The organism is Acinetobacter sp. YH01020 (assembly GCF_013420275.1).
Classification (GTDB): Bacteria; Pseudomonadota; Gammaproteobacteria; order Pseudomonadales; family Moraxellaceae; genus Acinetobacter; species Acinetobacter amyesii.
Window position 1 is genome coordinate 14,127 of record NZ_VOYN01000007.1, and the last position, 26,753, is coordinate 40,879.

Sequence of the window (26,753 nt, forward strand, 5' to 3'; positions counted from 1 at the left end):
ACATCGTCAAAAAACATAATTTGTCAGGATGCACTTCTTATGCAAACGCTAGTTTCCAATATCGCTAAACGTATACGCCAAGTGTACCAAAAAGCTGAAGGATTTATTGAAGATGAGCGTGAATTCCCAATGTCTCAAGTGTTTTTAAATGCGACATTTCAGCGCTTTGTCACCGATAATGTGAAAATGCTCAAAGACTTGCATGCTGACCTGCATGATGACTGGCTTCGACTGTATGCCACATTGGATTATAACGGGCTGATCATAACACTCTCTGTTGATTTAAAACTGGTACAGATGGAACTCAACAAACAAACCCAATTGATCGTATTTGAACAAATTAGTGATACACAAGTGATTGAAGCAAAGTATCCAAATGTTCTGTATAAGATGGGCGTGCGCATGGCGTTATGGTTCTATCAAAAAGTACTCAACCAAGATCCATTGGGTATGATTTTGGAAAAGCTCAATGTGATCAAAGTTAAAGATGATTTACTGTATTTAGACCTGAATCGCTGGCTCGGTAAAAGTCGATCGATTATCGACACACTGGGCAAAGTCCATGTCAACCATGCTGTTTTACGTGAGGCCGAATTGGTGGTGATTGGTAATGTTAATTTAACCGCATTGTTCACCAAAATGTCGCAAGAACGGATGGAAGACTGGGATGATTCAAATTTAAAAGACGATGAAGTCACGCCTATAAAGCAAAAGGAAAGCTAGACTTATCCTGTACTTAGGCATCTTGAACCTATAAAAACGCTACACAATATATACATTAGGCACGGATTTGTGACGTGATTCTCCACAATCCAGCCGCATAATAAATATATCAGGTGGTTTAGCCCACCGCACTTCTATTGAATAGGAAAACCATACTTATGGCACATTCAGTTTTGAAAAATTTAGGTCTTGTTGCTGGGGTATCGACTACACTGCTTTTGACTGGTTTCTCAAGTCAGTCATTTGCCATGAGTCCATTCCAAGCAAGCTACCAGTTTAATTACAACGGCAAAAACTTGGGTTCTGCAACACGTACCCTAAAACAATCTGGGAATAACTGGACGTATGTTTTTGCAGCAAAAGCTGGTGCGATGGCCTCTGCAACTGAAACCAGTCGTTTTAGTTTAAATGGCAGCCAAATTCACTCGAACAGCTTTAGCCGCAGCAGCAAAATTTTGGTGCACAACAACACCATGAACATCAATTTCAATGCTGGCGCAAAAACCATTAATACCAAAAAAGATGATAAAGCGCGTTCATTTGCGTGGAAATCAGGTGTGTTAGATGAACTCAATGCTGAATTGCAAATTCGTGAAGATTTAAAAAATGGTGGTTTGAAATCGAATTACTACATTGCCGATGCCAAAGAGGTTGAAGCTCGTAAGTTCGTGAAACAAGGCACTGAAAAAGTGAAAACCACTTATGGAACTTTTGACACCGTTAAAGTCGTGATGCGTCATGACAAACCAGGCCGTCAAACGACTTTCTGGTTAGCACCAAAACTAGATTATCTACCTGTCAAAGTTTCCCACCAAGACAATAAAACCTCTTACGGTTTATTGTTAACGGGCTATAAAGGTGCAACAAATTAATTGATTTGATCAATTTCGCTTGCATTTTTCACGGTGCTTTTTAAAATACGCTTTTGCTTTAAAAAGCACCTGCCCCTCGAGGATTCTCCCGTGCACGCTCTGGAACAGAAAATCTTAGCTGAAGGTATCGTTCTCTCTGAAGAAGTTCTGAAAGTCGATTCTTTCCTGAACCACCAAATTGACCCTGTGATGATGCAGCAAATTGGTCAAGAATTTGCCCGTCTTTTTAAAGATGCTGGCATCACAAAAATCATTACGATTGAAGCATCAGGTATTGCACCTGCAGTAATGGCTGGTCTTGAACTTGGTGTTCCTGTGATTTTTGCACGTAAATATCAATCTTTAACCTTAAAAGATGATTTGTATCGCTCAAAAGTGTTTTCTTTTACAAAACAAACTGAAAGCACTATCGCGATTTCTAAAAAGCACATCAATGCTGAAGATAAAGTTTTAGTGATTGACGATTTTTTGGCCAATGGTCAAGCGGCTTTAGGTCTTGCAGATCTTATTCATCAAGCAAGTGCTGAAGTATTGGGTATCGGTATCGTGATTGAAAAATCATTCCAACCTGGTCGTGATATTTTGCTTGAAAAAGGCTATCGCGTTGAATCATTGGCACGTGTGAAATCACTGGCGAATGGTACTGTTGAATTTGTTCGTGACTAAGTTTGCGTTCAAAAGAAAAAAAGAACACATCAGGTGTTCTTTTTTTTGCTAAAAACTTACGATTAAGGTGACGTAGAGCGCACTTTTTAACGCCTTGGTTACAAGCAGACAAAACATCTGTGCGCAAAACTCGATAAAATTCAGGAAAATCGTCACATTTGATCAAATGGGTCAACTACTCATCTGTCAAATTACTTTATGCTGCACCATAAATTCGGCCACTTTATTTTTTTTAAGGCTACGGAAAGTTATGAATACAGAAGATCAAAACATGGAACCGACAGTTAAATGTCCAAAATGTGGATCAACCCATATTGAAAAGCGTAACCATGAACAAAACTTACAAAAAATTGGTGGGGTCTTACTCAGTGGTGCAGGAACTGCTGCAGGGACTGTTGGTGGTGCGGCATCTGGCGCATCTATTGGTGCTGCGATTGGTGGTGTGACTGCAGGCCCACTTGGCGTGATTATGGGCGGAACCATCGGGACTTTTGTCGGTGCGATTAGCGTCGGTATTACCGGCGGTTTTCTAGGACACCGTTTTGGTAAAAAAGCCGGCGTGATCGTCGATCAAAATATTTTTCTCGACTACCAATGTTTAGACTGCAAACAGCGATTTGAAGTTGAGCAACAGCCTGAAGACGCTGCAAAGACTTCGGATCAAGACTAAATTCGATGTAAAAAAAGAGCGCATCAGCGCTCTTTTTTAATGGGTTATTGTTTTTCTAGCATGTATTTCTAGCCTATTGAAATGCTATTCGAAACCATGGCGAATCAATTATTTTGAAGCATCGGTTAAAGATTTTGATTCTGCTTTGACTTGATCTTGTTTCGCCAAAAATTCTTTTTCTTCAGCTTTTTTCTCTTGCGGAAAATCCATACTGTGTAAAACTGGCATTGCCGTACACAAAGTAGACGCAGCCAATGCGGAACATAGGAAAATCATTCGAAAATTAATAATAGACATCACACACCCCAAAGAAGAAATTTAAATACAAATCATGTAATCAAAAAATAAAAATAACGCGCCTAAAGAGACAGTAATAATTGACTCAAGGCCATCACTGAGCAGGCTGTATTTAAAAACTTTCAATATGTTATTGATATCACTTATTTTGGGTATTTTAAGAATAGTTCGACAGATTTATTTTTATATTTTTGGCGGCAATACAACGTCATAAATAAAGAGAAGTCACACGTAAAAAAAAGCAAGAAAAGTGCAATATTTAAGCCTTTTCTTGCCCGTTCGCTACAAAGTTAGCGCAACGTCCTAGAACAAGTAAGTATCAAATCAACTTTTTGACCACTTCGCCTAGGCGTTTACCCTGCTCTTCACACAAATTACGCTCATCTTGACTCAATGACTGATCATGGCGTGGACCACTGACATGGCTTGCACCATAAGGTGTACCACCCGTTTTGGTATTCGATAATGCCGGATGGGCATTACTTAAACCCATAACCATCATTCCGTGATGAAACAAAGGCGGCAGCATGGTCAGCAAAGTACTTTCCTGTCCCCCATGCATTGAACCTGAACTGGTAAACACACAGGCAGGTTTGCCATGTAATGCGCCATTGAGCCAAAGCGCTGTGGTTTGATCCCAGAAATATTTCATTTCCGACGCCATATTACCAAAACGTGTTGGCGAACCAAGGGCTAAACCTGAGCAATGCGCTAAGTCATCTAAGCTACAGTAAATATCGCCTTCGGCAGGAATACTGGGCTGCACATCAGTCACCACAGTAGATAAATTTGGAACGGTTCGTATTTTTACCGCCATTCCAGACGCTTCAATTCCATTGGCAATCAAATGTGCCATCTCACGTGTTGAACCATATTTGCTGTAATACAGCACTAGTACATAAGCTTGCGTCATTTTTATAAATTCAATGAAAAAAGAAAACTATACGGTATTTTTCCTATTTTTTGGTTAAGCTAAGTGATGAAAATTGCATAAACATGACTAAAATAACTCGAGACTTGAACGAATGATCGAAGCATTTTTAAAAAAACTTCCCTTTTACGACAAGAAATGGTTTCAGTTTGTTTTATTTGTCATTCGACGTTTTGAAGCCGATCGCTGCCGTGAACAAGCAGGATCATTAACCTATACCACCTTGTTTGCAGTGGTACCCATGTTGACCGTATTCTTGGTCATCATCTCCTCAATTAAAGCTTTAGAACCTGCTCGTCAACAGCTTCAACAATTGATTTATAGTAATTTCCTACCGAAAACGACAATTGCTTTTGATAAAGCACTGAATGCATTCACCGATAAATCCAGTAACCTGACTGTTATTGGTGTACTGTTTTTATTCATTACCACAGTTATGATGCTGACCAGCATTGAGACAGTATTTAACCGAATTTGGCGGGTGCGTGAGACACGTGGCGGCATTATTGGCTTTATGCGCTATTGGACTATTATCTCATTAGGCCCAATCTTACTGGGTAGCGCATTTGTTGTGTCATCTACCTTGGCCTCTATGAATGTCCTCAGCAATAATTTTGCCGGCTATGAACTGGATGGGGCTTTTCTGCTGTGGATCTTGTCTTTTTCATTGACCATTTTAGGTTTTTTCATTCTGTATTGGACGATTCCCAACCGCAGTGTGCCGATTAAGGCGGCGCTGATCGCGGGTGTCTTTAGTGCCGTGGTATTTGAATTGCTCAAAAACCTCTTTGGTTTTGTCATGTCAAATTTCACCAGTTATCAAATCGTTTACGGTGCTTTTGCTGCAGTGCCAATTTTCCTGCTTTGGATATTCCTTTCATGGAATATCGTACTGATTGGGGTAGAAATTAGTTATGCACTGACAGCTTTCAATTCGGGCAACGACCAAAAACGTCATCCTGTTATTATGTTGATGGATTTGCTTGAATTATTTTATAAAAAGCAAAAACTCGGTCAGAGCGTGACAGAAAAAGAAGCGCTTGAGGTTTTAGGGCGTGATGAAATCGGTCGCCTGCCGAGCTATATTTTATTATTTGAAAAGCAACACCTGATTAAACGTACTGACGATGATCATTATGTTTTGGTTCGCAATTTAACCCAAGTGGACTTTTGGAGTTTTTACAGTAAGCTTCCCTATCCCCTCCCTAAACGCCAAGACCTAGGTCGCGTCGATCCAGATGATATTTGGATGGAAAAAATTGGGCCGCAACTGGTCGAATCGGATGATTATCTTGCGGCCAAACTCTCGATTCCGCTTGCGACTATTTTTGAAGAAAAATAAGCGTAAATAAAAAAAGGAGAGCCGTAGAGCTCTCCTTTTTTTATTTATACATGATATTAGATCGCTGTGCGCTGACGTCCCATCAATTTAGCTAACCATCGATGCAAGGTTACCGTCATCACCCCGACCATTACTAAGGCCGTCCCCAAGATAAAGTTCAGTTCAATCGTTTCATTTAAGATCAATACGCCAAAGACCAGACCAAAGATTGGGGTAAGGAATGAAAATACGCCCAGACCATTGGCCAGATATTTACTTAACAGCCAAAACCACAACATGAGGCTGAAAAATGAAATAATGAGCACATGAAAAATCATGCTGCTGATGGACAATACGGTCCAATGTATAGTCATTTGTCCTGTCAGCCACGCCACAGGTAATAAAAACACACAACCACCAACTAACTGATAAAACAAGGTCTGAGTCGGAGGTGCATTAGAGAGTTTGGTGAGTCTTAATGAAATGGTGGTCAAGGCCCACATCACCCCTGCAAGTAATGCCATCGCATCACCCAACAGGGCTTGAGTGTTGACTGTAGTGCTACTTTCACGTCCCATAAACGACAGGACAATACCTGAAAAGGCAATAAAAATACCGACCCACTGGATCGCTGTAAGCTTTTCTTCAGGCAACTTCCAATGTAAACCTAATGCCACGAATATCGGTGCGGTATAGAGCAAGACAACGCTATGTGATGCAGAGGTATAGCGCAAGGATTCTGCTACTAAAATAAATTCGGCTGAAAATAAAAACGCCAACCAAATACCCGGCAGCAAGTATTCGCGTGTATAAAAATGTGTTCCCGGCTTGAGACGAATGAGTGGAAAGACCAACAGCGCAGCCAAACCCGATCGAATGGCAATTTGCATGATCGGCGCAATATCATCCGCGGCCAATTTCAAAATGACCTGCTGAATCCCTAAAATCATGCACAAAATAATCATCAGACCAGAAGCTTTTGCATCTAGCGCCTTGCGCTGTTCCACACTTTTTACTCGACAATACGACAAGCAACACTATAGAACTGTCAGAAATAAAATATATACTTCAAAATAGACAAGTGATCTTCTTATTCAGGCAAAATTTCTCATGCGTCATAAAGCTCGTGCAGATCATACGCAGTTGCAACAACTTCCCACTAACGATGAAATTCAAGCAGCGCTGTGGATCAGTTTTCGTGACGATCCTGCACTGTCTGTTTATTCCGTTCATGGGCATGCTTGGGGCGAGTTTGTCTATGCCTTTAATGGCGTGATGGAAGTGAACATCAATCAGATAGACTATATTACCCCACCGCCTTATGGCATTTGGCTTCCCCCACACTTAGAACACAGTGGTTTAAATCGTACCGCGGTTTCACATGGCACCTTATATGTACATGAATCGCTATGTACTCACTTACCGAAACAACCTGGGATTTTACTCAGCTCGCCCTTAGTCACCGCGATCTTCAGCCATTTGCGTCTCTTACACCAACAAGCCGACCTCATGGAAAATACGGCCGAATATCAACGCTTGCTTCATGTGATCTTAGATCAACTGCATCAAGCTAAACTGGTCAGTAGCTATTTACCGCATTCGGAACATCCTGCCCTCAAACAATTGCTTGATTATTTACACCAACATTCTGCGGATCAAAGCTCGCTTGAGCAATTGGCACAGCGGATAAACATGACGGAACGTACTCTGGCGCGCTATTGTCAAAAAGAACTTGGGATGTCCCTGCATGAATGGCGACAACGCCTCAAAGTCATGAAAGCCATGTCGATGCTCAACGCAGGCCAAACTGTCGAAAATATTGCTTTAGAACTCGGTTATGCCAATGCCTCGGCGTTTATAAATATGTTTAAAAAATGGATGCTTTGTACCCCAGATCAGTTTAGAAAATCTGCCTTAAAGCCCTAAATTTGTTTAAATTTAGCTATAAGGGTCTCTATAAAGTGATTCAACAATCCGCTAAGATCAAAAAATCCACGAAGAATGATAAAGACTCCATTTCGAATGAATAAAAAAACCATTTTAGCGCTGTGTTTATCTGCCGTATTTTTAACGGCTTGTAGTTCCAAAGAACAGCGTGAATTTAATTCTGCACTCAAAACCGCTCAAACGGGCGATGCGACTGCACAAATGAAAGTGGGTGATTTATACCTCAGTGGAACGGGCACAGAACAAAATATCGAACAAAGTGTACATTGGTACAAAGCTGCTGCGGATCAAGGCACTACGGACGCATTCGCATGGTTGATGACTCAAGCCTACCAAGGAAACCCGCATGCAGATCAAGTGATTCGAAAGATGCAGCAAGATGGCAATATTTTCCTTGCACACTGGGTGCTAGACCTTGCAAAAAAGACTCATGATCCTGCTGCTGAATATACCGTTGGGTGGATGTACGACACTGGAAAAGGCTTAATTCAAGATAAACACCAAGCGCAAATTTGGTATGAAAAAGCCGCCAAACAAAAGAATGTCGAGGCGATCAAAATCTTGGGAAATCAACACTATTTTTCTGAACATCCTTCGTCTACACCCGACAAAGCTGCCGAATATTTAAGCTATGCTGCAGAACAAGGGCAAGATGCCGACTCCGCAATGAAAATGGCACATTATTATCATTATGACATTCGTGATGGTGAAAAAGCACGACAATGGTATGCCAAAGCAGGTGCATTGGGAGACACCGACTCACAGCATATGGCCGACACCTATGAAACATGGAAAGACACCGGCCCTTTACAACCGAATGAGCCACCGTAATCAAGCAGTACTGAATAGATCAATCAAAAAAAGGCTGCATTAAGCAGCCTTTTTGTATGTCGTTCACAGATTATTTGACAAAGGTTGTCCAGACATAGTCCTGATTTTTGCCTTTTAGGGTCATTTTCAACTGCTCACCTGACTGTAGTGCCGCGACACCTGCAGGCGTACCCGTCATGACCACATCACCCGCCTCAAGACTAAACACTTGGCTAATATCGGCCAACAAAGTACCCACATCAAAAATCAGCAATGCAGTATCACCGTTCTGACGCAATTCATCATTGACATGCAAGGTATAATGCACATCTTTCCAATCTTGAACCACCTCTTGGACATCGACCCAATCCGCAAGGATGCAAGAACCATCATAAGCTTTGGCACGCTCCCAAGGCTGACCTTTTTTCTTTAAGTCATCTTGTAGATCACGCAAAGTCAGATCTAGGCCCAAAGTCACAGCTCCAACTGCTTCTAAGGCTTTGAGAGGATCAGTTTCAGCCGATAAAGGACGATCAATACGTAAACTTAATTCGCATTCATAGTGGCAACTGCCCCATGCAGGATTCCATGTGATGCCTTGCTCTAATGCGGTTAATGCACTTGGCGGCTTCATAAAAAGCACAGGACGGTCAGGAATTGCATTGCCTAATTCTTTGGCATGATCTGCATAACTACGACCGACGCAAACAATTTTAGATGGACGTGACTGCATACTACTCCCTCTTTTGTTATGAATAGATTGTCTTAGTGCTGAAAAGTATTGCTAAAAATCGCTTGGTCCGCAGTATCTTTAAATGCACTTTTCGGCACAATAATCACGGTTTTATTTTTCAGCTCAAGCATATAGGTCAATTTGCCTTCAGCAAAATTGGCCACTTCAGCATAATGGAAGATATTCTTACGACCATTGGCATGAATTTCTGCATAGTCTTGAAATAAATCAATACCTTGTTCACTTTTTCCTAATTGGTATTTTACAAACTGGCGTTTAAACATCATCGGTAAAAACCAATAACGCATGATGCCTTGAAGAAGTAAAAAGAAAGCACCCAGCCCAACATAGTATGCACCGACGCCATCTACACCCAAGTAAAAACCCCAGATGATAATCCCAAGGCTAATCGCTGGCGTTAAAAAACGCGTAAATTGCTTTTTGCCAAAAGTTGCTAGTGCAAAACCATCCTGTGATTCTTCTAGATTTAAAAAATAGCGCAGCGATAATGCAGGTAGATTCTCAGACATAAGCGTATGAATATTTAAAAATGAATTGCGCTAAATACTACACCACAATTCAAACTTGCTTCATGCTTTTTAATGGTCGGTTGTAACACTTCACTACTTCCCTTCCACCTAGAAATACGTTAAAAACAGCAACAAATAAAAGATTGCATACGCAGGATGTGACATGCAGATAACAAAAATAATCATGATACTGGTGTTTCTGAGTGGACTGAGCATATCGACCAGTTGGGCCAAATTCGTTCAATGGCAACCCCAGATCCCTAGTAGTTTAGACTTGTTTAATGGCAATGCCAAAGCCTTGGCCAATCTTGCCGGTGATCACATCGTGATTTTTGCACATCCCTCACAGCAGATTAGTCTGCCCACGATGAAAGGAGGCCAAAAAGTCATTGGTAAATTTCAAAGTGCCGCCGTGGTTGTCCCAACCAACAGCAAAAATGTGGCGAGATTACTCAGTAATTATCCAAACTATGCAGGCTTATTTCCCACGCTAAAATCTGCTGAGGTTTTGCAACAACAAGGTTCAACCAGCCAAGTTGAATATCGTATCCATATCCCGACACCGATTCCGGTTTTAAACTTTAAAGAAACCGTGGTGATGCAGCACCAAATTCAGCAAAACAGCATTAATAGTTTGATTCTACAGGCACCGGTGCCCTTTGGTGCAGGAAAAATTGAGTGGTTTGAGATTGACGCACAACACACCTTGATTAGTGTGACCCAATGGGGCGATTTAAATCAGCCCAAAGGTTTTTTGTTTAGCAAAATATTAAATGCCTTACCCGATGCCAAATTAGGGATTCCTGCGGGAACCAATGGTTTTTTACTCGAATCGTTACAGCGCCGATTTAAAACCTTTAGCAGTGAAACTCTCGCTGCAAATCAATTGCCTGAACTCAAATTAAATGCCTCTCAAATCGACAAGGTCACTCAATTAAGTCAAAGCTCGAAAGAACCTGTGTCCTTTATTTTGACAGCGCAGCGCGTTCCCTTTGGGCAAAATTATGAATTGATGCGCTTTAGCACCAGTTTTCAATATTATGCACAAGAGCCTTCGAGCTTACAGCGCTGGATTAATGTGTCTTCGTTCAAGCATTTATTTCCAAGACAAGTCAAACATATGCAAGTGCAGAAAATTAATCCGCACCTCATGGATGCCGACTATAAAATTTCGGTGGGTTTAGGTGTGATCAATATTCCCTTCGATTTTAAAATGCGTTTTAACTATCCCGATTTATTGCAAAATCAATACACCGCAACAGGTGGGGACTTAAAGTTTGTCCGAGGTGCTATGCATATTCGCCCCTTACAACAAGGGTCGTTATTACAATTGACCAGTGCGGTGAAGATTGATGACAAAGCACCGTTTTTACTTCGCGCCATGCGCAGTATGCCGTATCACGACATGCTGCCGGCTTTAGGCGGCAATACAGTCTTTGCACTCAAAGTTAAACAGAAGTTAAATTAGAACCTTAATTGATAAGCTGAATTTATTGGTTTTAGCTATATTTCAGACACAAAAAAACCGCACATGTGCGGTTTTTTCAATCTTGATCAAGTTGGTGCGCTCAGAGAGATTCGAACTCCCGACCCCTTAGTTCGTAGCCAAGTGCTCTATCCAGCTGAGCTATGAGCGCGACGTCTTGATGAGGCTCATTATACGTGATTTTTATTTTTTGTTAAGAGCTTTTTCATATAAATTTAACCAAACGCACAGCAAATAAACAATTACCCTTTAAACACGCTAAAAATCAGCTAGATTTACTTTTTTAATGGCTTTTGCATCACAAGTTTGGAATTTAAACTTAGCAATACTCACGTATAAATGCTCAAAATGGATAACAAATATATTGCCCTCATTGAATCACGGCTTTAACTCACCCAACTTTTCTTTATCTTAGCTTTAAAAAAATGCATCACCATGAACATCTGAAATAAGCGTTAATCTGTTGAAGAAAGCAAATGGAATAGAACGCTTTATAAAAGACAAAAGACAAAAGACAAAAGACAAAAGACAAAAGACAAAAGACAAAAGACAAAAGACAAAAGACAAAAGACAAAAGACAAAAGACAGGCTGCATCAAAACGATAAATCACAGGCACAAAAAAACCGCAACATGCGCGGTAATTTGTTCAAGTTGGTGCGCTCAGAGAGATTCGAACTCCCGACCCCTTAGTTCGTAGCCAAGTGCTCTATCCAGCTGAGCTATGAGCGCGTAACTTGTGTCGTCTTAAAAGACTACGTTTTCAGATTTACTTATTGGTGCGCTCAGAGAGATTCGAACTCCCGACCCCTTAGTTCGTAGCCAAGTGCTCTATCCAGCTGAGCTATGAGCGCGACATAAGTAAATCGTGGCGGTGAGAGAGGGATTCGAACCCTCGATACAGTTGCCCGTATGCATCCTTAGCAGGGATGTGGTTTCAGCCACTCACCCATCTCACCGTAACGTGCCGCCATAATACAAAGATCATGATACGACTGCAAGCACAGTCGTTATATTTTTTTCATTTTTTTACTCAATTAGATATTTTTTAAACGATTTTCAAAAAATTAGTGCAAAATTAGTTCAGCACGCACTGCTGTCCCCTACTTTTCAGCTTTAAACCTTATAAAATATCGGCATAAAACACTTTATTGCAATCAATTGCGTGCAGTATCTGCTTGCATGACTTATGCTAATCCTAATCTTCTGATTTGAAGCCAAATACATATGAAAAACTGGGTCGACCCTGAAGCAAAAGCTGAAGCCGAACGTTATGACAATCCAATTCCAAGCCGTACTCTAATTCAAGAGACGATTGAACAACTGAAAACTGCAATGTCGCATGCCGATCTTGTAGAACATTTTGAAATTGCCGATCAAAAAAGTATTGATGCGCTGAGTCATCGTCTGATTGCGATGGTTCGAGATGGTCAGTTGATGAAAGATGGATTTAAGTTCCAGCTTGCAGCTGAGCAACCGACTCATGAAGCAACGGTTTATATCAACTCAAAAGGTTTAGGCACAGCCAATATTAGCGGTGAAGATGACCTTTTACTTCCTGAACGTGAGTTGCGTCAGGTGTTTAATGGTGACCGTGTTAAAGTCCGCCAAACATCGGTAGACCGTAAAGGCAAGGCATGGGGCTTTATTACTGAAGTTCTACAGCATCGTGTCAAAGAAATTATTGGTAAAGTGTCTGAATATGAAGGTGAATATTTTATTCAACCGGCAAATCCCAATGCACACCAACCGATTACTTTAGAAAAAGAATTAATCGAGCATGCCAAAGTCAAACTCGGCGACTCTGTGCGTATTGCGATTGACAGCTACCCAACCAAAGAAGAATTTGCGACAGGTCATATTGTTCAGTCGATGGCAGATAAAGCAGACACTGAAATTATTATTCCACAAACCATTTTAGAATTTGGTTTACCTTACGAATTCCCTGAAGCGGTACAACAAGAAGCCAACAGCTTTAAAGAGCCATCAGAACAAGATCGTGAAGATCGTGTCGACTTACGTGATTTAGCGCTTGTCACCATTGATGGTGAAGATGCCCGCGACTTCGATGATGCCGTGTATGCGGAAAAACGTCCGGGTGGTGGTTATCGTGTTGTCGTGGCAATTGCCGATGTCAGTCATTATGTACGTCCGGGTAAACCGCTCGATGACGAAGCTCAAGAGCGCGGTACATCGGTGTACTTCCCTCATTTTGTATTGCCGATGTTGCCTGAGGCGCTGTCGAATGGTTTATGTTCTTTGAACCCACACGTAGACCGTTTATGTATGGTCTGTGATTTAAACTTATCTCGCGCGGGTCGTGTCACTAAGTTTGAATTCTATCCGGGTGTGATGCATTCAAAAGCTCGTTTGACCTATACCCAAGTTGCCGAATATTTTGAGGGTAATAGTCAAGCCATTCCTGAAAACCGTGATGTGCGTAAATCGGTCAATACCCTATTCCAATTGTATCAAGTGTTGAAAGGCTTACGTGCTGAACGCCACGCGATGGAATTTGAAACCGTTGAAACTTATATGACCTTTGACGAGCTTGGCGGTATTAATGAAATACTACCGCGTAGCCGTAATGATGCACACAAACTGATTGAAGAATGTATGTTGCTGGCAAACGTTGCAGCGGCAGAATATGCATTAAAAAATGAAATTCCGATGCTGTACCGTGTGCATGAACCACCTGAGTTCTCACGTATTCAAAAGGTTCGTGATTTTGTGAAGTTATTGGGGCTGCCATTCCCTGAACAGCCGACTCAAGCTGACTATCAAGCCGTGATTGATGCCACCAAAGACCGTATTGATGCTCCAAGCATTCATGCCGTTTTACTCCGCTCAATGATGCAAGCTTATTATGGCGCGAACAATGCAGGTCACTTTGGCTTGGCTTATGAAGCGTATACGCATTTCACATCTCCAATCCGTCGTTATCCAGACTTGTTACTGCACCGTGCCATCAAAGCACAATTGAAGAAAAAACCTTACCCAATTTCTGGTGCTTCGCTAGATGATGCAGGTGAACACTTCTCTGCAACCGAGCGCCGTGCAGATGAAGCTTCACGTTCTGTCACTACGTGGTTGAAGTGCCATTACATGCAGCAACATTTGGGTGAAGAGTTTGTCGGCACCATCAGTGCGACTGCTGAATTTGGCCTGTTTGTAACGCTCAAAGACTTATATGTTGATGGCATGATCCACGTCAGCCAATTGGGTGATGACTTCTTTGTCTATGACCAACCAAGTCAGAGCTTAATTGGTCAATCTCGCGGTCAAGTTTTCAGTCTCGGCGATGAAGTGAAAATTAAAGTTGCTGGTGTAAATCTAGAAGAGCGCAAAATCGACTTTGAATTGATTCAACAATTGAGCCATGCAGGCCGTGCTATTCGCGCGCGTGCCCCTCGTGTTGCAAAACCCACAGCCAAAGAAGAAGTCTTTTCAGAGCGTAAAACCAACGTTGCTGAAGATGGAGAACAGCCCATACGACGCAAAAAAGACAAAGGAAAACCCAGCTCCTACAGCCAAAAACCTGCTAAAAAATCTGCAACAAAGTCTGAAGCGAAGGCTAAAGATAAAGTGAAGAAAAAGTTAAAAGTAAAAAAGAAAAAATCCAATGCCAAAGCAAAGGGTGAGTAAATTTTACTAAATAAAAAAGAGTGCTACGGCGCTCTTTTTCATTTAATATATCTCTATAAAAATAAACCACTTAAAAATCATGACATCACAGAAAATTACTAAATACTATTACCATGAATATGTAATATGCTTAGTCTTTGTACTTAGTATTTCAGCACTGATTGCTCTCTTTTTTATAGACTTCACCCCAACAAATCAAGTCAAAATCACAGCCTTCATTGTTGCAACGTTGATTTATTTGGCTGTTTTGATCTACTTTTATGTTCTGCATAGATACGGACAATGGATCATTCCACGTACATGGACAAATGTACAAAAAAAGCCAAAATTCTATTTTTTACTCCTCTTCCCTATTTTTGTAATTCTGTTTCTTTACTTAAATCTAGTTGTCTATCCTCCTCTGCTTCATACCCTAGTTTTGGGTACACCTACTGTGGTGACATTGGAAGCAAGCGCTGTTAAAAAACATGGTAAAAAAGAAAGTGTCTACTATTCTATTGAAACACCGTATGACTCTACTGGTATGTTTCGAATCAATGTAGATGAATATGAACACTACAAAAATCAAAATCTATTCATAAAATTATCGGTCATTGAGGGGCGCTTTGGCACCTACATCCAAGATATTCAATCTATCCACGGTGAAACAAGAGCGAATAAATAGCACCCAAGGCTTGATTTATCCTTCTAGAAGCCTTACTTCTACAAATAACACAGGAAATAAATCGGCAGACCGACATGACATTAGAAAAGGCAACTTTGCCTGTTCCACAATTTGACCAAATTACCCTTGCAGACTTAAAACAAAAGATTGAACAGAGCATTGCCCAAGGTCAGGCATTTTTAAAAGAATTAACGGATGTACCCGAATCCGTACAAGCACAACTACAAGTACTCGAACACGTCGATACCCTTGAAAATAACATGAGCGAAGCTTGGGGCGTGTTGTCACACTTAAATGCTGTGATGAACAACGCGGAAACCCGTGAGCTGTATCAGGCTTTATTACCCAGCCTGAGTGAGTACTATACACAGCTAGGTCAACATACAGCGTTGTATCAAACCTATCAGCATGTACATGACAACAGTTTATTCGACACGCTTCCTCCAGCACAGCAAAGCGCGATTAAACTTGCGTTACGAGATTTTAAACTTTCAGGCGTAGCCTTAGAAGGTGAAGCGAAAAAACGCTATGCAGAAATATCTGCACGACTTTCACAGTTATCATCAGACTTTTCCAATCACGTATTGGATGCCACCCAAGCCTACTTCAAACCTTTAACTGAAGCGCAGCTCAAAGGACTACCTCAAGGCAGTATTGAACTTCTGAAACAATATGGTCAGCAACGCGAACTCGAACAGGCTGTAGCCACACTCGACTTCCCGTCTTATATTGCCATTATGACCTATGCAGAAGACCGCGAAGTGCGTGAAGCACTCTATAAAGCCTATACCACACGTGCTTCTGATCAGGCAGACTCTGCTGAATTTGATAATACAGCGGTCATGGAAGAAATCTTGAAACTACGTCAGGAAATGGCTAGCCTGCTTGGTTTTAATAACTACGCCGATTTGTCTTTAGCAAGCAAAATGGCACCCGATGTGGCAACTGTAGATCAGTTCTTGATTGAACTGGCAGAACATGCGCGTGCGCCAGCAGAGAAAGAAATCGCTGAACTGAAAGCCATTGCAGCGCAAGACGGTATCACTGAGTTGCAACCGTGGGATGCCACTTTCTATTCAGAAAAACTCAAAGTTAAACAGTTTAATTTGTCACAAGAAGACCTGAAGCCCTACTTCCCTGCACCTAAAATTATTCAAGGCTTGTTCAGCATTGTAAATCGCCTTTATGGTATCAATGTGATCGAGCGTGAAGCGCCTGTTTGGCATCCCGATGCACGTTATTTTGAACTTGAAGATCAAGGCAACGTGATTGGCGGTTTCTACTTTGACCTGTATGCACGAAGTGGCAAACGTGGCGGCGCATGGATGAGCGGCTTCCGGTCACGCATGCAAACTGAAAATGGTCTGCAAAAACCAATTTGCTACATGGTCTGCAACTTTACCCCACCTGTCGGTGAGCAAGCTGCTTTACTTACCCATGATGAAGTAACGACGTTGTTCCACGAATTTGGTCATGGCTTACATCACATGCTCACTGAAGTCGATAATATTGCTGTGGCTGGTACCCATGGCGTGGCGTGGGATGCAGTAGAGCTACCAAGTCAATTCATGGAATTTTGGACTTGGGATCAAGAAAGTTTAGATTTACTCAGTGAACATATCGAATCAAAACAAACTTTACCAGCCGATCTGCTAAAAGCACTGCAAGATGCACGTTTCTTCCAGTCTGGGATGCAAACTTTACGTCAAATTGAATTTGCCATGTTTGACTTAAATATCCATAAGGCCAACCCAGCTTTGGACGCTGCAGGCATCCAACAAACCTTAGATGATATTCGTCAAAAATATGCAGTTGCACCCACTACTTCGTACAACCGTTTCCAACATGGTTTCAGTCATATCTTTGCAGGTGGTTACGCTGCTGGTTATTATTCATACAAATGGGCAGAGGTTTTGGCAAGTGATGCCTTCGACCGATTCGAAAATGAAGGAATTTTTAATACTTCGACTGGCAAGTCGTTTAGACAATTTATTCTAGCAGTTGGCGGAAAAGATACGGCACTTGACGCATTTATCAATTTCCGCGGACGCGAGCCAAAAATAGATGCTTTGCTGCGTCATCAAGGTTGGACGAACGCATCTAAAAACGCTTAAACTAGGGACCTTAGTTAGATTCAAGGTAAGTATGATGACCATTAAACGACGCTTCATTGCAGGTGCAAAATGTCCAAAATGCCAAGCGATGGACCGGGTTGTCATGCTGACCTCTGGCGAAGACGAATGGATCGAATGCATTGATTGTGGTTACAGTGAAAATCGACCGACTCATGTCGATCAACCTGAACAACCTGCCGTGCCAGACGATATCGGTGTGATCCAATTTAAGCCACGTCAGCCTAAATAAAAATTAAGGTCAAGCAATGACAGAAGATCAAAGACATAATCCAAAATTGTTAGTTGGAATCATTGGGGGCTTAACGTTATTGATTGCTATCTTTTTTGCATATCAATGGTTAAGCAGCAGTACAGCAGATAAATCTGCACTTCAAGAAGAACTGGTCGCTGCACCGGCTAAACCGCCTGTTGCAACCCCTGTCCAATCTGAGACTGAAGCATCAGTCCCTACCGCAGAGACTGAAACCATTAAATTGGTCGAAGAAGACATTTTAGATGCAGCTGTGCCTGAAAATGCCTCTTTAGCCAAAGAGGAAATTGCCAAATTAGATGACATTCAACAACAATTGAATGATCAGGAGCAAAGCTTAAAACAGCAACATTCAGATGCAGATGAGCTGATTAAACTGAAAGAAGAACAAATTAAATTACTCGAAGCACAGTTAGCACAACAAGCAAAATAACCGACTTCTGCTACACCATGCGTACTTATAGGCTAGAATATCATCAGATTTTCTAGCCTTTTTGTTATGTCCACTACTACACCACAAAATATTCCCAAAGCAATTGGCTTTCTCATGCTGTCAGCGCTGCTTTTTTCCATCATGGGGGTTTGTATACGCTACGCATCTCACACGGTAGATAATGCCACCATCGTATTTTTTCGAAATGCGGTTGGCTTATTGATCTTTCTCCCTTTGATCCTGCAAAAAGGGAGCACATTTTTTAGAACTGAAAAACTATGGATGCATACCTGGCGTTCAATCGTGGGCTTGGTGGCAATGTATGGCTTTTTTTATGCCATTGCACACTTAAAACTCTCCAATGCCATGGTCTTCACCTATTCCTCACCAATCTTCATTCCCTTAATTGCATGGTTATTTTTAAAAGAAAAAATGCCCCTGAGTATGCTCATTGCCGCGGTCATTGGTTTGATCGGCGTCCTCTTCGTCGCAAAGCCCGATGCAGGCATGTTTAATCAGTTATCACTGATCGGACTGACCGCAAGCTTCTTGGCAGCCATGGCATTTGTCACTGTCCGCGCCCTCACGGCAACAGAACCACCTGAACGCATTGTGTTTTATTTCTGCTTTTTTGGCACGCTCATTTCCATGATTCCGATGTTCTGGCTCTGGCGTCCTTATAGCTGGAGAGAATTAGCTTTCCTGATTACAGCAGGACTATTGGCCAATATCAGTCAAATTTTTATGTCCAATGCCTATAAGCTCGCACCCGCAGGTCAAATTGGCCCCGTAAACTATATCGCGATTATTTTTGCAGGTATTTGGGGCTTTGTTCTTTGGCAGGAACTGCCAGACATTTACAGCCTATTCGGCTTTGCTTTTATATTTTTAGCGATTTTGCTCTGTAGTCCAATCCTACAAAATAAGTTTAAAAAGTCATAAAGATTCAAACCATTTACCATCAAATGCACAGCCCCTTATTCATTAAAAAAGCACCCAAAGGTGCTTTTTTAATGCTTCAAAATTAATTTATTGATACCAACCGAACAGCTTAAAGAAATACGGCAGATAAGCAATAATCAACATTGCAGGGAACAGCACAATCAGCGGCAAAATCCAACGTTCATAACGGTAATAAAACGACAAGTGACGAACTTCAGCATCCGCTTCATTGACTTCAGCATCCCCTATCGACTGTCGGGCCAAGAGGTGGTTCAATGCAACTGGAGGCGTAACATAACCTAGCTCAAAACCAATGAGTGTAATCATCCAAAAATGCACAGGATGAATACCGTATTGATAGGCTACAGGAGCAACAGTTGCAGAAATTAAAATGACTGCGCCAAACGGATCCATAATCATACCCACAAAGACCATCAATCCGACAATCAATGTGATAACCAAAAAAGTACTGCTGATATCAGTTGGGAATAAACTCATGACTTCAGTACGCTCTAGCAATCCACCAACGCTTACCGAAAGCGCCATCAAAATAACCAAAGCACCGATATGTCCAACGGTTTCACTGGTCGAAATATGCATCGACTTCCAAAAACCAACTTGACGTAGAATCTGCATAGAGCTGGATTGAGCCACTGTATGATTCGCAGCCTGCCCATCATCTGCGCTATTGCCATGTAATCCTTCACGGTATTCTGCATGTGCAACCTGTGCGCCGGCTAAAGCAGGTTCAGCATTCGCACTATAATTTGCTGTTAGTGTTTCATCCCAATGCCCAACTGCTGACAATGGTGCTGGCTGATGACGTAATTTATCCACTAAAACGATCATCAGCAGAATAACAGGCATCATGACTGGTGCAGTAAATTCATTTAAATCTGTATTCAATAAATATTTATAGAACATCCAGATCAGCACGAAAATCACAATATAAGGAATAACGGCTAAGAAGGCACGTCCTGACTGCGGCGCTGCCACATTGGCTTGAGCAATACGGAACTTATGTTCTGCAAAAAATAACGACACAATTAAAAACATCGTAGATGTCAGCAAGAACGTATAAATACCATATTGATAAAGCAGATCCGTGGTCACTTCTTTATTTAGCGATGCAACAACCACAATCAATAAGCATGGACGTAAAACCACCCCAAGCGAACCGGACATTGCTGTTGCAGCCAAGGCAAATTGACGGCGTCCGCCAGCGTTCCACACTTCCTTATAAATAATCGCGCCTGCCGCAATGACAAAGATCCCCGATGCGCCAGTATAGGCTGTAGGCAATGCTGCTGCGATTAAAATCAGCCATGTTAAAGTCTCAGGAGCTAAGTTCCATGGGCGTAAAATATTCAAGAATAAATCTACGACACGGGTTTGCTTCAACAACATACCCGCCCAAATGAATAACGCTAGATTCAGGAAAATACTTGAAAACTCGACCAATTGCCCTAAATAGATACCTTGACCCATCGGGTAGTCCATAAAGAAGATAAAGGCGATACCTGTAATCAACGCCATATACGCATATAAAGGCACGCTTAGGAACGCGAAACTAAGACTACCGCCCTCTTTGGCATCTTTTGGCGGACTAAACAATTGCAAAACACTGATCAATGTCAGGATTGAGAACAGCGTCATCCACATCCAATAAATCAGTTCAGTTTCGGTGGTCATTGGAACTCCCGAATTTTTCACTGAATTGAATTGGCTGATACTTGAGTAGGTTAACAGTCCATTACCGAAGCTCATCATCAGGCTATAAACACGATAATCCTTCTTGGTTGCAGGACCGCGTAGACCAATATGATGAATTTTCAACGTCGCACTAATCGCAGCTATAACCACCATAAAAATCAACAAAATGGCGCGATTTTCAGTACCAAATTTAAAGATACCGAAGAAGCTTGTTTCAAAATTACGATAGGCGCGAATACTCGGATGCTTCTCCATATGTTGCATGGCTTTATCATAAAATTGATACTTTTCTTCACACTGCTGCACACCCGCTAAAATAGACGAACGAACGTCATTTTCAGATGCCGTACCAAAAAAATCAGCAAACTCATCTGCTGCATTGGCTTGCATTTGAGTTTTCACCAACGCATCGACATTCGGGTTACGGTCACATTCAGGCTTGGCAGGCTCAGCCCTTAAAAAAGAGTACTGCATACCTGTTGCAGGGTCACCATACAGTCGCTCTCCCATACGGAGCAACTGCCCATGGATCATCTCCCCTGTACCGATAATTAGTGTAAGCAGAAGCAAGATCAATACGACTAGAGTCGAAATCCATTCTGTCCAGACATAACGTAACAGACCAACGATGCTGGATCTGTTTTGTGCATCATTTTGCATGAGTCTTCCTATTTTTATTTTGGAGCCTAGCTGGACTAAGCATCCTCTTCCTTATCGGTTCGAGAAGTTCCTTTCCCTGACCTAACTGTTTTATTATTACGTTTAAATTTGCATCAATATTCAAAACATTAAAATGACAATATGTATTTTCTTTTCGGTTTTTTTTGTCAACCCAATCACCTAAAGTGAGCTAACGATCCCAGAAATAATTGCCAACAAGATAGAACAAGGCGATGATAATGCCCCAAATCACCCCCAATAAATGTGCTTCGACTAAAATGGGGCTTCCAATTAATTCAGCCGTTCCCGTATTGCCCACGGTATTTTCCCACACCAATTTTGCCAAAATCAGCAACAATACAAAGGCTGCAAAATTTCGTTCCCGTCGATACATCAAATGTACACAAGCGACCGCGACATAGGCACCATGTAAGACACCAGATAATCCGGCATAGGCTTCAATATCGGGTAAGAAAAAATAGAAACTTAGACTGATTAAAGGAGATAAAATCAATAAAATGGCAACAAAATGCCATGTCGAAACTCGTGGGAAAATAAACGGTAAGCAAATAAAGGCCAATATATTTAAAACAAAATGAATCCAACCGACGTGAACCCAATGTGCGGTCCATAAGCGCCAAAAATCATGAAATAAGTCATCTTGCCAATAGATAAAATAATCTTTAAATACCTGTAGCGAGGCACAGATCGAAACGAATACGGCAAGAAAGACAATTTTCGGTATTAAAAATTGTAGTTTCATTTTCGCTCCTCCTGTACCTCACTTTTAAACGCTATTGCAAAGATTAATTTGCAGCTGTGCCACTGGTTTCAATATCACCACTAAACAAATCATCGAGTTCAGAACTATTGGCACTTTCATCCCAGAAATGTTCCATACCATCATCAGCCGTACGAACGCCTGTATGTTCAGTCCAATAACGATCTGAAATCCCTTTCACCATGCTTTCAGCCATACTATCGATGAGTTTAAATTGTGGGTTAACAGGTTTTTCATCACTACGCGCTTGTGCAAAGGTACGTAAGGCATCACGGATTTTCGCATCATCGCCACTGGCCTGTGCAGCAACGGCATATAACGCATGAGATAGTCTCACGCCTTTTTGCTCACCAATTTGCGCGGATTGTTTTAAGGTTTGGTATGGATCAGGTTTTCCATCTCCAGCACCCGGTAATAAGGTCCAGATCACAGCGCGGGTTGCATTTGGTGCGCCCCAGAATTTTTCATTATTCAGACACACCATACCGCGTTCAACAATCGCAGCAATGTCTTTAGGAACGTTTACCGCCCCACCTGAATTAATATCATTGGTCATGGCCTGTAAGCCACTTAACATTCCCAACATATACACTGTTTGGTCAATGTCGCTGTTCATTTTTGGACAGCCTTCACCTAGACTTTTCTTATACTTCTTTTCAAAACGATCTTGAAATAATTGATAGCCGGTATATTGACGCTGTGCCGCAAGTGCCGCCCAACGCTTTTGCTCAACACGGGCATCCTGTGCTTCGGTCACTTGGTTGGCTTTAGATGCACGTAAATAGCGTAACTCTGCGTCCAAGGCTTTTTGTTCTGCACAAATCCCTGCTGCTGAATACATCAACACAGCCACACGTGTTGGGTCTGCGCCCATATCTTTGGTGGCCATAATGGCTGGGGTTAATGAATTACCTGAATTACACACCATTTCAGCATCTTCCATGGCTAAAATGGGTGGCACAATATGTTTTTCGGTAAATCCGAGTGCAACATTAGCACCGGTTTTTACAACCTGTGAACAACCCGCGAATAATGTACTTGTTATTGCTACAACTGCCACACCCTGGCATATTTTTTGGACGCTCGACATTTTCCTGTCCTCTATAATTGTGTTTATGTCCATCACGACAAACATATCAGAAGCAAAAAATGAATAAAAGAGTATTTGCTCTAATTTGAACGACACACTGTGCCATGAATCACGCTGGATGCAATTGACTGATTTTTTAGAAAGACTAAATTTTAGGCAAAAAAAAAGTAGCATAGCGACGGTTCGGCACATGCTACTTATTAACTGTGAAAGCGTTTGACTGCTTATTTTTGAGTTAACTGTTCCTTCAGCACTGTTCCTAGTCGTCCTATAACAATTGCTAACACAATCGCTATTACCAGAAACATCCAAGTTGGCATCATCATGATGATTTCCTTTAACGGCTGTTGGTAAGGCTAATATATAGGCAGAGAATCACCGCACAGCTTAAAATTGTCAGACAATTTAAATATTTTGCCAATAAAATCCAATCCTGTCAGACAAGATTATTTTACCTGCAATATAAGATAATGAAATATTTTCATTTTATTGAATTTTAAAAATTAAGGCTGTCTAACAATTAGATCATTTTGGCCAATACTTTGAGTGATTTCCACTGTTTCAATGACAATTGATCGCGCCAAATAATCACTGGTTTTGCACGCGCATGCATAAAATACACCACGATATACATTTGATGATCCAAAATATGGCTAATTTGAACGCGTTGCACTGGACGGTTGAGCCGTTGCAAAGACCAATCAGTTCCATCCAAATAATCTAGACTGGTGACGTGTAAATGCTTACGGAAAAACAATACATAAACCACCAGTCCAATGAGGAAAAATATCCCCCAAAGCATGGGTGTTAGTAACTGATAAAGCAGCGTCATCAATACCGCAAAAATAAAAAACTGAAACGCATGCGATAAAAAACTGCGTTTCAGTTTGAATTGCCGATTATCCATGAACGTAATGTTTTAATTTTTGAATAAACGTTTTTAATTCAGGACGTGGCGGTTCACTAACTTCCATAAACCAATCCAACAAATCTGGATCTTCTGCAGCAACGAGTTCTGCAAACATGTCTTTTTCAGCTGCATCGGCTTGTAAATAGTAATTTTTGACGTAGGGATCAAAATAAACATCAATCTCTTTTAAACCACGACGTGCACGGTAGATCACTTTACGCTCTTCTAAGCTGATTTCATCAGTCATTGTCTTCCCCAATCGTTGAACCCGTCTAGTGTAACTCATCCACCCCATTGAAGTGGAGTGTTTTCACAGATTGACCGAATGCTTCATCGCATTTCCTGCTTTTGAATGTTCTGCACATTGAAGTCACACGCTGCATCTTATAAGTTGAGACAAAGCCATAAAAATGAATAGGATATTCAAAATGCAATCTGGAGCGATTCGCCCACTCAATAACATGCTGCCACGTCAATTATTTAATGCAGAACATGATGCATTTCGTGAAACAGTACGAAAATTTTATGAAAAAGAAGTTGTGCCCAATATCGAAAAATATGAAAAACAACAACATGTTGACCGTGACTTATGGAATAAAGCCGGTGCCATGGGCTTGCTTTGCCCGACCATGCCCGAAGCTTATGGCGGCTATGGTGTAGACCGACTCTATAGCATGATTCTGATTGAAGAGCAGGCCTATGCTATGGACTCCTCTACTGGCTTTTCACTGCATTCCGACATTGTGGCCAATTATATTCATAACTTTGGCAATGAAGAACAAAAGCTGCATTGGCTGCCGAAAATGGCTTCTGGCGAAACCGTGACTGCCATTGCAATGACCGAACCGGGCACAGGTTCAGACCTACAAGCGGTACGCACAACCGCTACAGAAGATGGCGATGACTATATTATTAATGGGTCAAAAATCTTTATCACCAATGGCTATTTATGTGACATGGCAATTGTGGTCTGCAAGACAGGTAATAGTGAAAAAGGTTCAGCTAATTTATCGCTAATTATCGTCGAGGCAGATCGCGTCGGTTTTAGCAAAGGCAAACCTTTAAATAAAATTGGCATGAAAGGTCAGGATACCTGTGAACTGTTTTTTGACAATGTCCGCGTCCCTAAAAGCAACTTACTTGGCATGCAAGGTATGGGCTTTATGATGCTGATGAAGGAATTGGCTTGGGAACGTATGTTGGTCGCGATTATTTGCCAAGCCGGTGCAGAAGCAGCCTTTGCTCACACTGTTCAATACACCAAAGAGCGTAAGGCATTTGGCAAGACCGTATCTAGTTTCCAAAACACCCGTTTTAAATTGGCAGAGCTACGCACTGAAATCGATTTTTGTCGAACTTATCTAGACCGTTGTATGGAGCTGCAACTTGAGGAACAGCTCGGTATTGACGCAGCCGCAGCTGCTAAATACAAAATTTCAGAAATGTTCTCCAAAGTCGTGGATGAATGTCTGCAGTTGCATGGCGGCTATGGCTATATGCTTGAATATCCAATTGCACGGGCTTATATCGACAACCGTGCCAATCGTATCTATGCCGGTACCAATGAAATTATGAAAGAGCTGATTTCCCGCTCTTTATAACAACAAAGCCCATCATCGGATGGGCTTTTATATTCTTTCGATATCAACTTAAATCATTCACAAAATCACAGATGAGTGCAGCGACCAATGCGGGTTGCTCTTTGTGCGGCATGTGATGAAGCCCTTCCAAAATCTCTAGCTCAGCATCACCTTGTATACCCGAAAAAAGTTTCTGAGCTTGTGCTGTCGTCCCGTATTCATCCAGTTCTCCATGTATGACCAAGCTTGGACACTGTACTTTTCCAACATAATGCTCAAGGTTCCATTGACGAAAACTCGGTGAAAGCCAAGTTTCCGTCCAAGCATCCAAAACCCATTGGGCTTTATCCCCATGGTATTTAGCCAAGCGTTCAAGCTGTCCCGGCTGCGCAAACCCTGTTTTAGCTTCACGTATACCCGATAATGTGAGTTCTTCCACTTCATACTGTGCTGCTATGGTAATCAGACCTCGACATTGTTCAGTATATTCACTGGCAATGACGACTGCCATTCCCCCACCGACACTATGCCCCATCACAATAAACTGTTGAATGGAATAATGTTGAAGAAGCGCCCTAAAGCTCCGCTGTGCTTCAGCATAGACAAAATCAGTACTTAATAGATCAGGGTTCGCTGATGATTTCCCGAAGCCCAACCGATCATAGGCAATCACCGTTCTGCCAGACTCAGCAGCCAATTGCGCAGGAAAATCACGCCACAAATCCACACTGCCTAGAGAATCATGCATCAATATAATCGGAGCCAAAGTTGCATCATTATCTGCTGTTTCAGGCTGCCAAGCTTTAATATATAGCTCATAATCATTTAATTTTATAAATTCTGAATGTTGTTGAATATTCACATTAACCCTGTGTACATTTCCTTATTTTCAACATGATATATTTTTCAACAAATAATACGCATCAAATAAAACCCTAAAGTCACACATCTAAAGTAAAAAAAAGG

26 protein-coding genes and 4 tRNA genes are annotated in these 26,753 nt (G+C 41.6%); 15 read left to right on the forward strand and 15 right to left on the reverse strand.

The window, feature by feature from the left end:
- The first annotated feature begins 39 nt into the window (after nucleotides 1-39).
- From FTT85_RS04345 to FTT85_RS04360, 4 genes are all read left to right on the forward strand, one after another.
- Nucleotides 40-723, forward strand: coding sequence for a hypothetical protein (locus tag FTT85_RS04345; RefSeq protein ID WP_111885941.1), 684 nt, complete (start codon nucleotides 40-42; stop codon nucleotides 721-723).
- Between the two features lie 158 nt (nucleotides 724-881).
- Entirely contained in the window at nucleotides 882-1,595 is a 714-nt protein-coding gene (locus FTT85_RS04350) for a DUF3108 domain-containing protein (RefSeq protein ID WP_180010540.1), read from the forward strand.
- A 90-nt stretch (nucleotides 1,596-1,685) separates the two neighbouring features.
- Nucleotides 1,686-2,261 carry a xanthine phosphoribosyltransferase gene (locus tag FTT85_RS04355; RefSeq protein WP_078189246.1) on the forward strand — a complete coding sequence of 192 codons (576 nt, stop codon included), beginning with the start codon at nucleotides 1,686-1,688 and terminating at the stop codon, nucleotides 2,259-2,261.
- Between the two features lie 271 nt (nucleotides 2,262-2,532).
- A complete protein-coding gene (locus tag FTT85_RS04360; RefSeq protein ID WP_143221573.1) occupies nucleotides 2,533-2,931 on the forward strand; it encodes a hypothetical protein in 399 nt (132 codons plus the stop codon).
- A gap of 108 nt (nucleotides 2,932-3,039) precedes the next feature.
- Here the strand turns inward: FTT85_RS04360 and FTT85_RS04365 are convergent, their stop codons facing one another.
- Both FTT85_RS04365 and wrbA read right to left on the reverse strand, forming a co-directional pair.
- Nucleotides 3,040-3,228, reverse strand: a complete 189-nt coding sequence (locus FTT85_RS04365; protein ID WP_180135523.1) for a hypothetical protein — start codon at nucleotides 3,226-3,228, stop codon at nucleotides 3,040-3,042.
- Nucleotides 3,229-3,547: 319 nt separating this feature from the next.
- Nucleotides 3,548-4,141, reverse strand: coding sequence for an NAD(P)H:quinone oxidoreductase (gene wrbA, locus FTT85_RS04370; RefSeq protein WP_078192437.1), 594 nt, complete (start codon nucleotides 4,139-4,141; stop codon nucleotides 3,548-3,550).
- Between the two features lie 112 nt (nucleotides 4,142-4,253).
- Here wrbA and FTT85_RS04375 point away from each other — a divergent pair, with 112 nt between their 5' ends.
- Complete coding sequence (locus FTT85_RS04375; RefSeq protein WP_180182976.1) at nucleotides 4,254-5,501, forward strand: YihY family inner membrane protein; 1,248 nt, start codon at nucleotides 4,254-4,256, stop codon at nucleotides 5,499-5,501.
- A 56-nt stretch (nucleotides 5,502-5,557) separates the two neighbouring features.
- Here FTT85_RS04375 and FTT85_RS04380 read toward each other — a convergent pair whose 3' ends face one another.
- Nucleotides 5,558-6,487: a DMT family transporter gene (locus FTT85_RS04380; RefSeq protein ID WP_180182977.1), complete on the reverse strand. Its 930-nt coding sequence runs from the start codon at nucleotides 6,485-6,487 to the stop codon at nucleotides 5,558-5,560.
- A 103-nt stretch (nucleotides 6,488-6,590) separates the two neighbouring features.
- On the opposite strand from FTT85_RS04380, the gene FTT85_RS04385 reads away from it, so the two are divergent.
- Complete coding sequence (locus FTT85_RS04385) at nucleotides 6,591-7,406, forward strand: helix-turn-helix domain-containing protein (RefSeq protein ID WP_180182978.1); 816 nt, start codon at nucleotides 6,591-6,593, stop codon at nucleotides 7,404-7,406.
- A gap of 96 nt (nucleotides 7,407-7,502) precedes the next feature.
- Nucleotides 7,503-8,258 carry a tetratricopeptide repeat protein gene (locus tag FTT85_RS04390; RefSeq protein WP_180182979.1) on the forward strand — a complete coding sequence of 252 codons (756 nt, stop codon included), beginning with the start codon at nucleotides 7,503-7,505 and terminating at the stop codon, nucleotides 8,256-8,258.
- A 70-nt stretch (nucleotides 8,259-8,328) separates the two neighbouring features.
- Here FTT85_RS04390 and FTT85_RS04395 read toward each other — a convergent pair whose 3' ends face one another.
- Both FTT85_RS04395 and FTT85_RS04400 read right to left on the reverse strand, forming a co-directional pair.
- The gene (locus FTT85_RS04395; RefSeq protein ID WP_180008422.1) at nucleotides 8,329-8,970 is read right to left on the reverse strand and encodes a fumarylacetoacetate hydrolase family protein; all 642 of its coding nucleotides are present in this window, start codon (nucleotides 8,968-8,970) and stop codon (nucleotides 8,329-8,331) included.
- Nucleotides 8,971-9,002: 32 nt separating this feature from the next.
- Complete coding sequence (locus tag FTT85_RS04400) at nucleotides 9,003-9,500, reverse strand: YcxB family protein (RefSeq protein WP_180182980.1); 498 nt, start codon at nucleotides 9,498-9,500, stop codon at nucleotides 9,003-9,005.
- Nucleotides 9,501-9,684: 184 nt separating this feature from the next.
- Here FTT85_RS04400 and FTT85_RS04405 point away from each other — a divergent pair, with 184 nt between their 5' ends.
- A complete protein-coding gene (locus FTT85_RS04405) occupies nucleotides 9,685-10,968 on the forward strand; it encodes an SRPBCC family protein (protein ID WP_257232077.1) in 1,284 nt (427 codons plus the stop codon).
- A 92-nt stretch (nucleotides 10,969-11,060) separates the two neighbouring features.
- On the opposite strand, the gene FTT85_RS04410 is transcribed toward FTT85_RS04405, so the two are convergent.
- From FTT85_RS04410 to FTT85_RS04425, 4 genes are all read right to left on the reverse strand, one after another.
- Nucleotides 11,061-11,137: transfer RNA gene (locus FTT85_RS04410), tRNA-Arg, on the reverse strand.
- A 502-nt stretch (nucleotides 11,138-11,639) separates the two neighbouring features.
- Nucleotides 11,640-11,716, reverse strand: a tRNA-Arg gene (locus FTT85_RS04415).
- A gap of 45 nt (nucleotides 11,717-11,761) precedes the next feature.
- Nucleotides 11,762-11,838: transfer RNA gene (locus FTT85_RS04420), tRNA-Arg, on the reverse strand.
- A 15-nt stretch (nucleotides 11,839-11,853) separates the two neighbouring features.
- A tRNA-Ser gene (locus FTT85_RS04425) sits at nucleotides 11,854-11,943 on the reverse strand.
- 268 nt (nucleotides 11,944-12,211) lie between these two features.
- Between FTT85_RS04425 and rnr the strand changes: the two genes are divergently transcribed.
- The 6 genes from rnr to FTT85_RS04455 all read left to right on the forward strand — a co-directional run bounded on the left by rnr (nucleotide 12,212) and on the right by FTT85_RS04455 (nucleotide 19,053).
- Nucleotides 12,212-14,629 carry a ribonuclease R gene (gene rnr / locus FTT85_RS04430; protein ID WP_180182982.1) on the forward strand — a complete coding sequence of 806 codons (2,418 nt, stop codon included), beginning with the start codon at nucleotides 12,212-12,214 and terminating at the stop codon, nucleotides 14,627-14,629.
- A gap of 79 nt (nucleotides 14,630-14,708) precedes the next feature.
- On the forward strand, nucleotides 14,709-15,293 hold the full coding sequence (locus tag FTT85_RS04435; protein ID WP_180182983.1) for a hypothetical protein: 585 nt from the start codon (nucleotides 14,709-14,711) through the stop codon (nucleotides 15,291-15,293).
- Nucleotides 15,294-15,367: 74 nt separating this feature from the next.
- Nucleotides 15,368-17,407: a M3 family metallopeptidase gene (locus FTT85_RS04440; RefSeq protein ID WP_180182984.1), complete on the forward strand. Its 2,040-nt coding sequence runs from the start codon at nucleotides 15,368-15,370 to the stop codon at nucleotides 17,405-17,407.
- A 40-nt stretch (nucleotides 17,408-17,447) separates the two neighbouring features.
- The gene (locus FTT85_RS04445; protein ID WP_171256675.1) at nucleotides 17,448-17,657 is read left to right on the forward strand and encodes a YheV family putative zinc ribbon protein; all 210 of its coding nucleotides are present in this window, start codon (nucleotides 17,448-17,450) and stop codon (nucleotides 17,655-17,657) included.
- Nucleotides 17,658-17,673: 16 nt separating this feature from the next.
- On the forward strand, nucleotides 17,674-18,111 hold the full coding sequence (locus FTT85_RS04450) for a hypothetical protein (protein ID WP_180010531.1): 438 nt from the start codon (nucleotides 17,674-17,676) through the stop codon (nucleotides 18,109-18,111).
- Nucleotides 18,112-18,177: 66 nt separating this feature from the next.
- The gene (locus FTT85_RS04455) at nucleotides 18,178-19,053 is read left to right on the forward strand and encodes a DMT family transporter (protein ID WP_180182985.1); all 876 of its coding nucleotides are present in this window, start codon (nucleotides 18,178-18,180) and stop codon (nucleotides 19,051-19,053) included.
- Between the two features lie 87 nt (nucleotides 19,054-19,140).
- Here FTT85_RS04455 and FTT85_RS04460 read toward each other — a convergent pair whose 3' ends face one another.
- From FTT85_RS04460 to FTT85_RS04480, 5 genes are all read right to left on the reverse strand, one after another.
- Nucleotides 19,141-21,426, reverse strand: a complete 2,286-nt coding sequence (locus tag FTT85_RS04460) for a TRAP transporter large permease subunit (protein WP_180182986.1) — start codon at nucleotides 21,424-21,426, stop codon at nucleotides 19,141-19,143.
- A 190-nt stretch (nucleotides 21,427-21,616) separates the two neighbouring features.
- On the reverse strand, nucleotides 21,617-22,189 hold the full coding sequence (gene rrtA, locus FTT85_RS04465) for a rhombosortase (RefSeq protein ID WP_168379122.1): 573 nt from the start codon (nucleotides 22,187-22,189) through the stop codon (nucleotides 21,617-21,619).
- A 43-nt stretch (nucleotides 22,190-22,232) separates the two neighbouring features.
- Nucleotides 22,233-23,297: a hypothetical protein gene (locus tag FTT85_RS04470; protein WP_168379121.1), complete on the reverse strand. Its 1,065-nt coding sequence runs from the start codon at nucleotides 23,295-23,297 to the stop codon at nucleotides 22,233-22,235.
- 520 nt (nucleotides 23,298-23,817) lie between these two features.
- Nucleotides 23,818-24,204: a hypothetical protein gene (locus FTT85_RS04475; protein WP_078189263.1), complete on the reverse strand. Its 387-nt coding sequence runs from the start codon at nucleotides 24,202-24,204 to the stop codon at nucleotides 23,818-23,820.
- Complete coding sequence (locus tag FTT85_RS04480; RefSeq protein ID WP_078189264.1) at nucleotides 24,197-24,454, reverse strand: succinate dehydrogenase assembly factor 2; 258 nt, start codon at nucleotides 24,452-24,454, stop codon at nucleotides 24,197-24,199. Before FTT85_RS04480 ends, FTT85_RS04475 begins: the two co-directional genes overlap by 8 nt.
- 181 nt (nucleotides 24,455-24,635) lie before the next feature.
- On the opposite strand from FTT85_RS04480, the gene FTT85_RS04485 reads away from it, so the two are divergent.
- Nucleotides 24,636-25,808: an acyl-CoA dehydrogenase family protein gene (locus FTT85_RS04485; protein ID WP_180055988.1), complete on the forward strand. Its 1,173-nt coding sequence runs from the start codon at nucleotides 24,636-24,638 to the stop codon at nucleotides 25,806-25,808.
- Nucleotides 25,809-25,851: 43 nt separating this feature from the next.
- Here FTT85_RS04485 and FTT85_RS04490 read toward each other — a convergent pair whose 3' ends face one another.
- Entirely contained in the window at nucleotides 25,852-26,649 is a 798-nt protein-coding gene (locus FTT85_RS04490; RefSeq protein ID WP_373886878.1) for an alpha/beta fold hydrolase, read from the reverse strand.
- Nucleotides 26,650-26,753 lie beyond the last annotated feature (104 nt).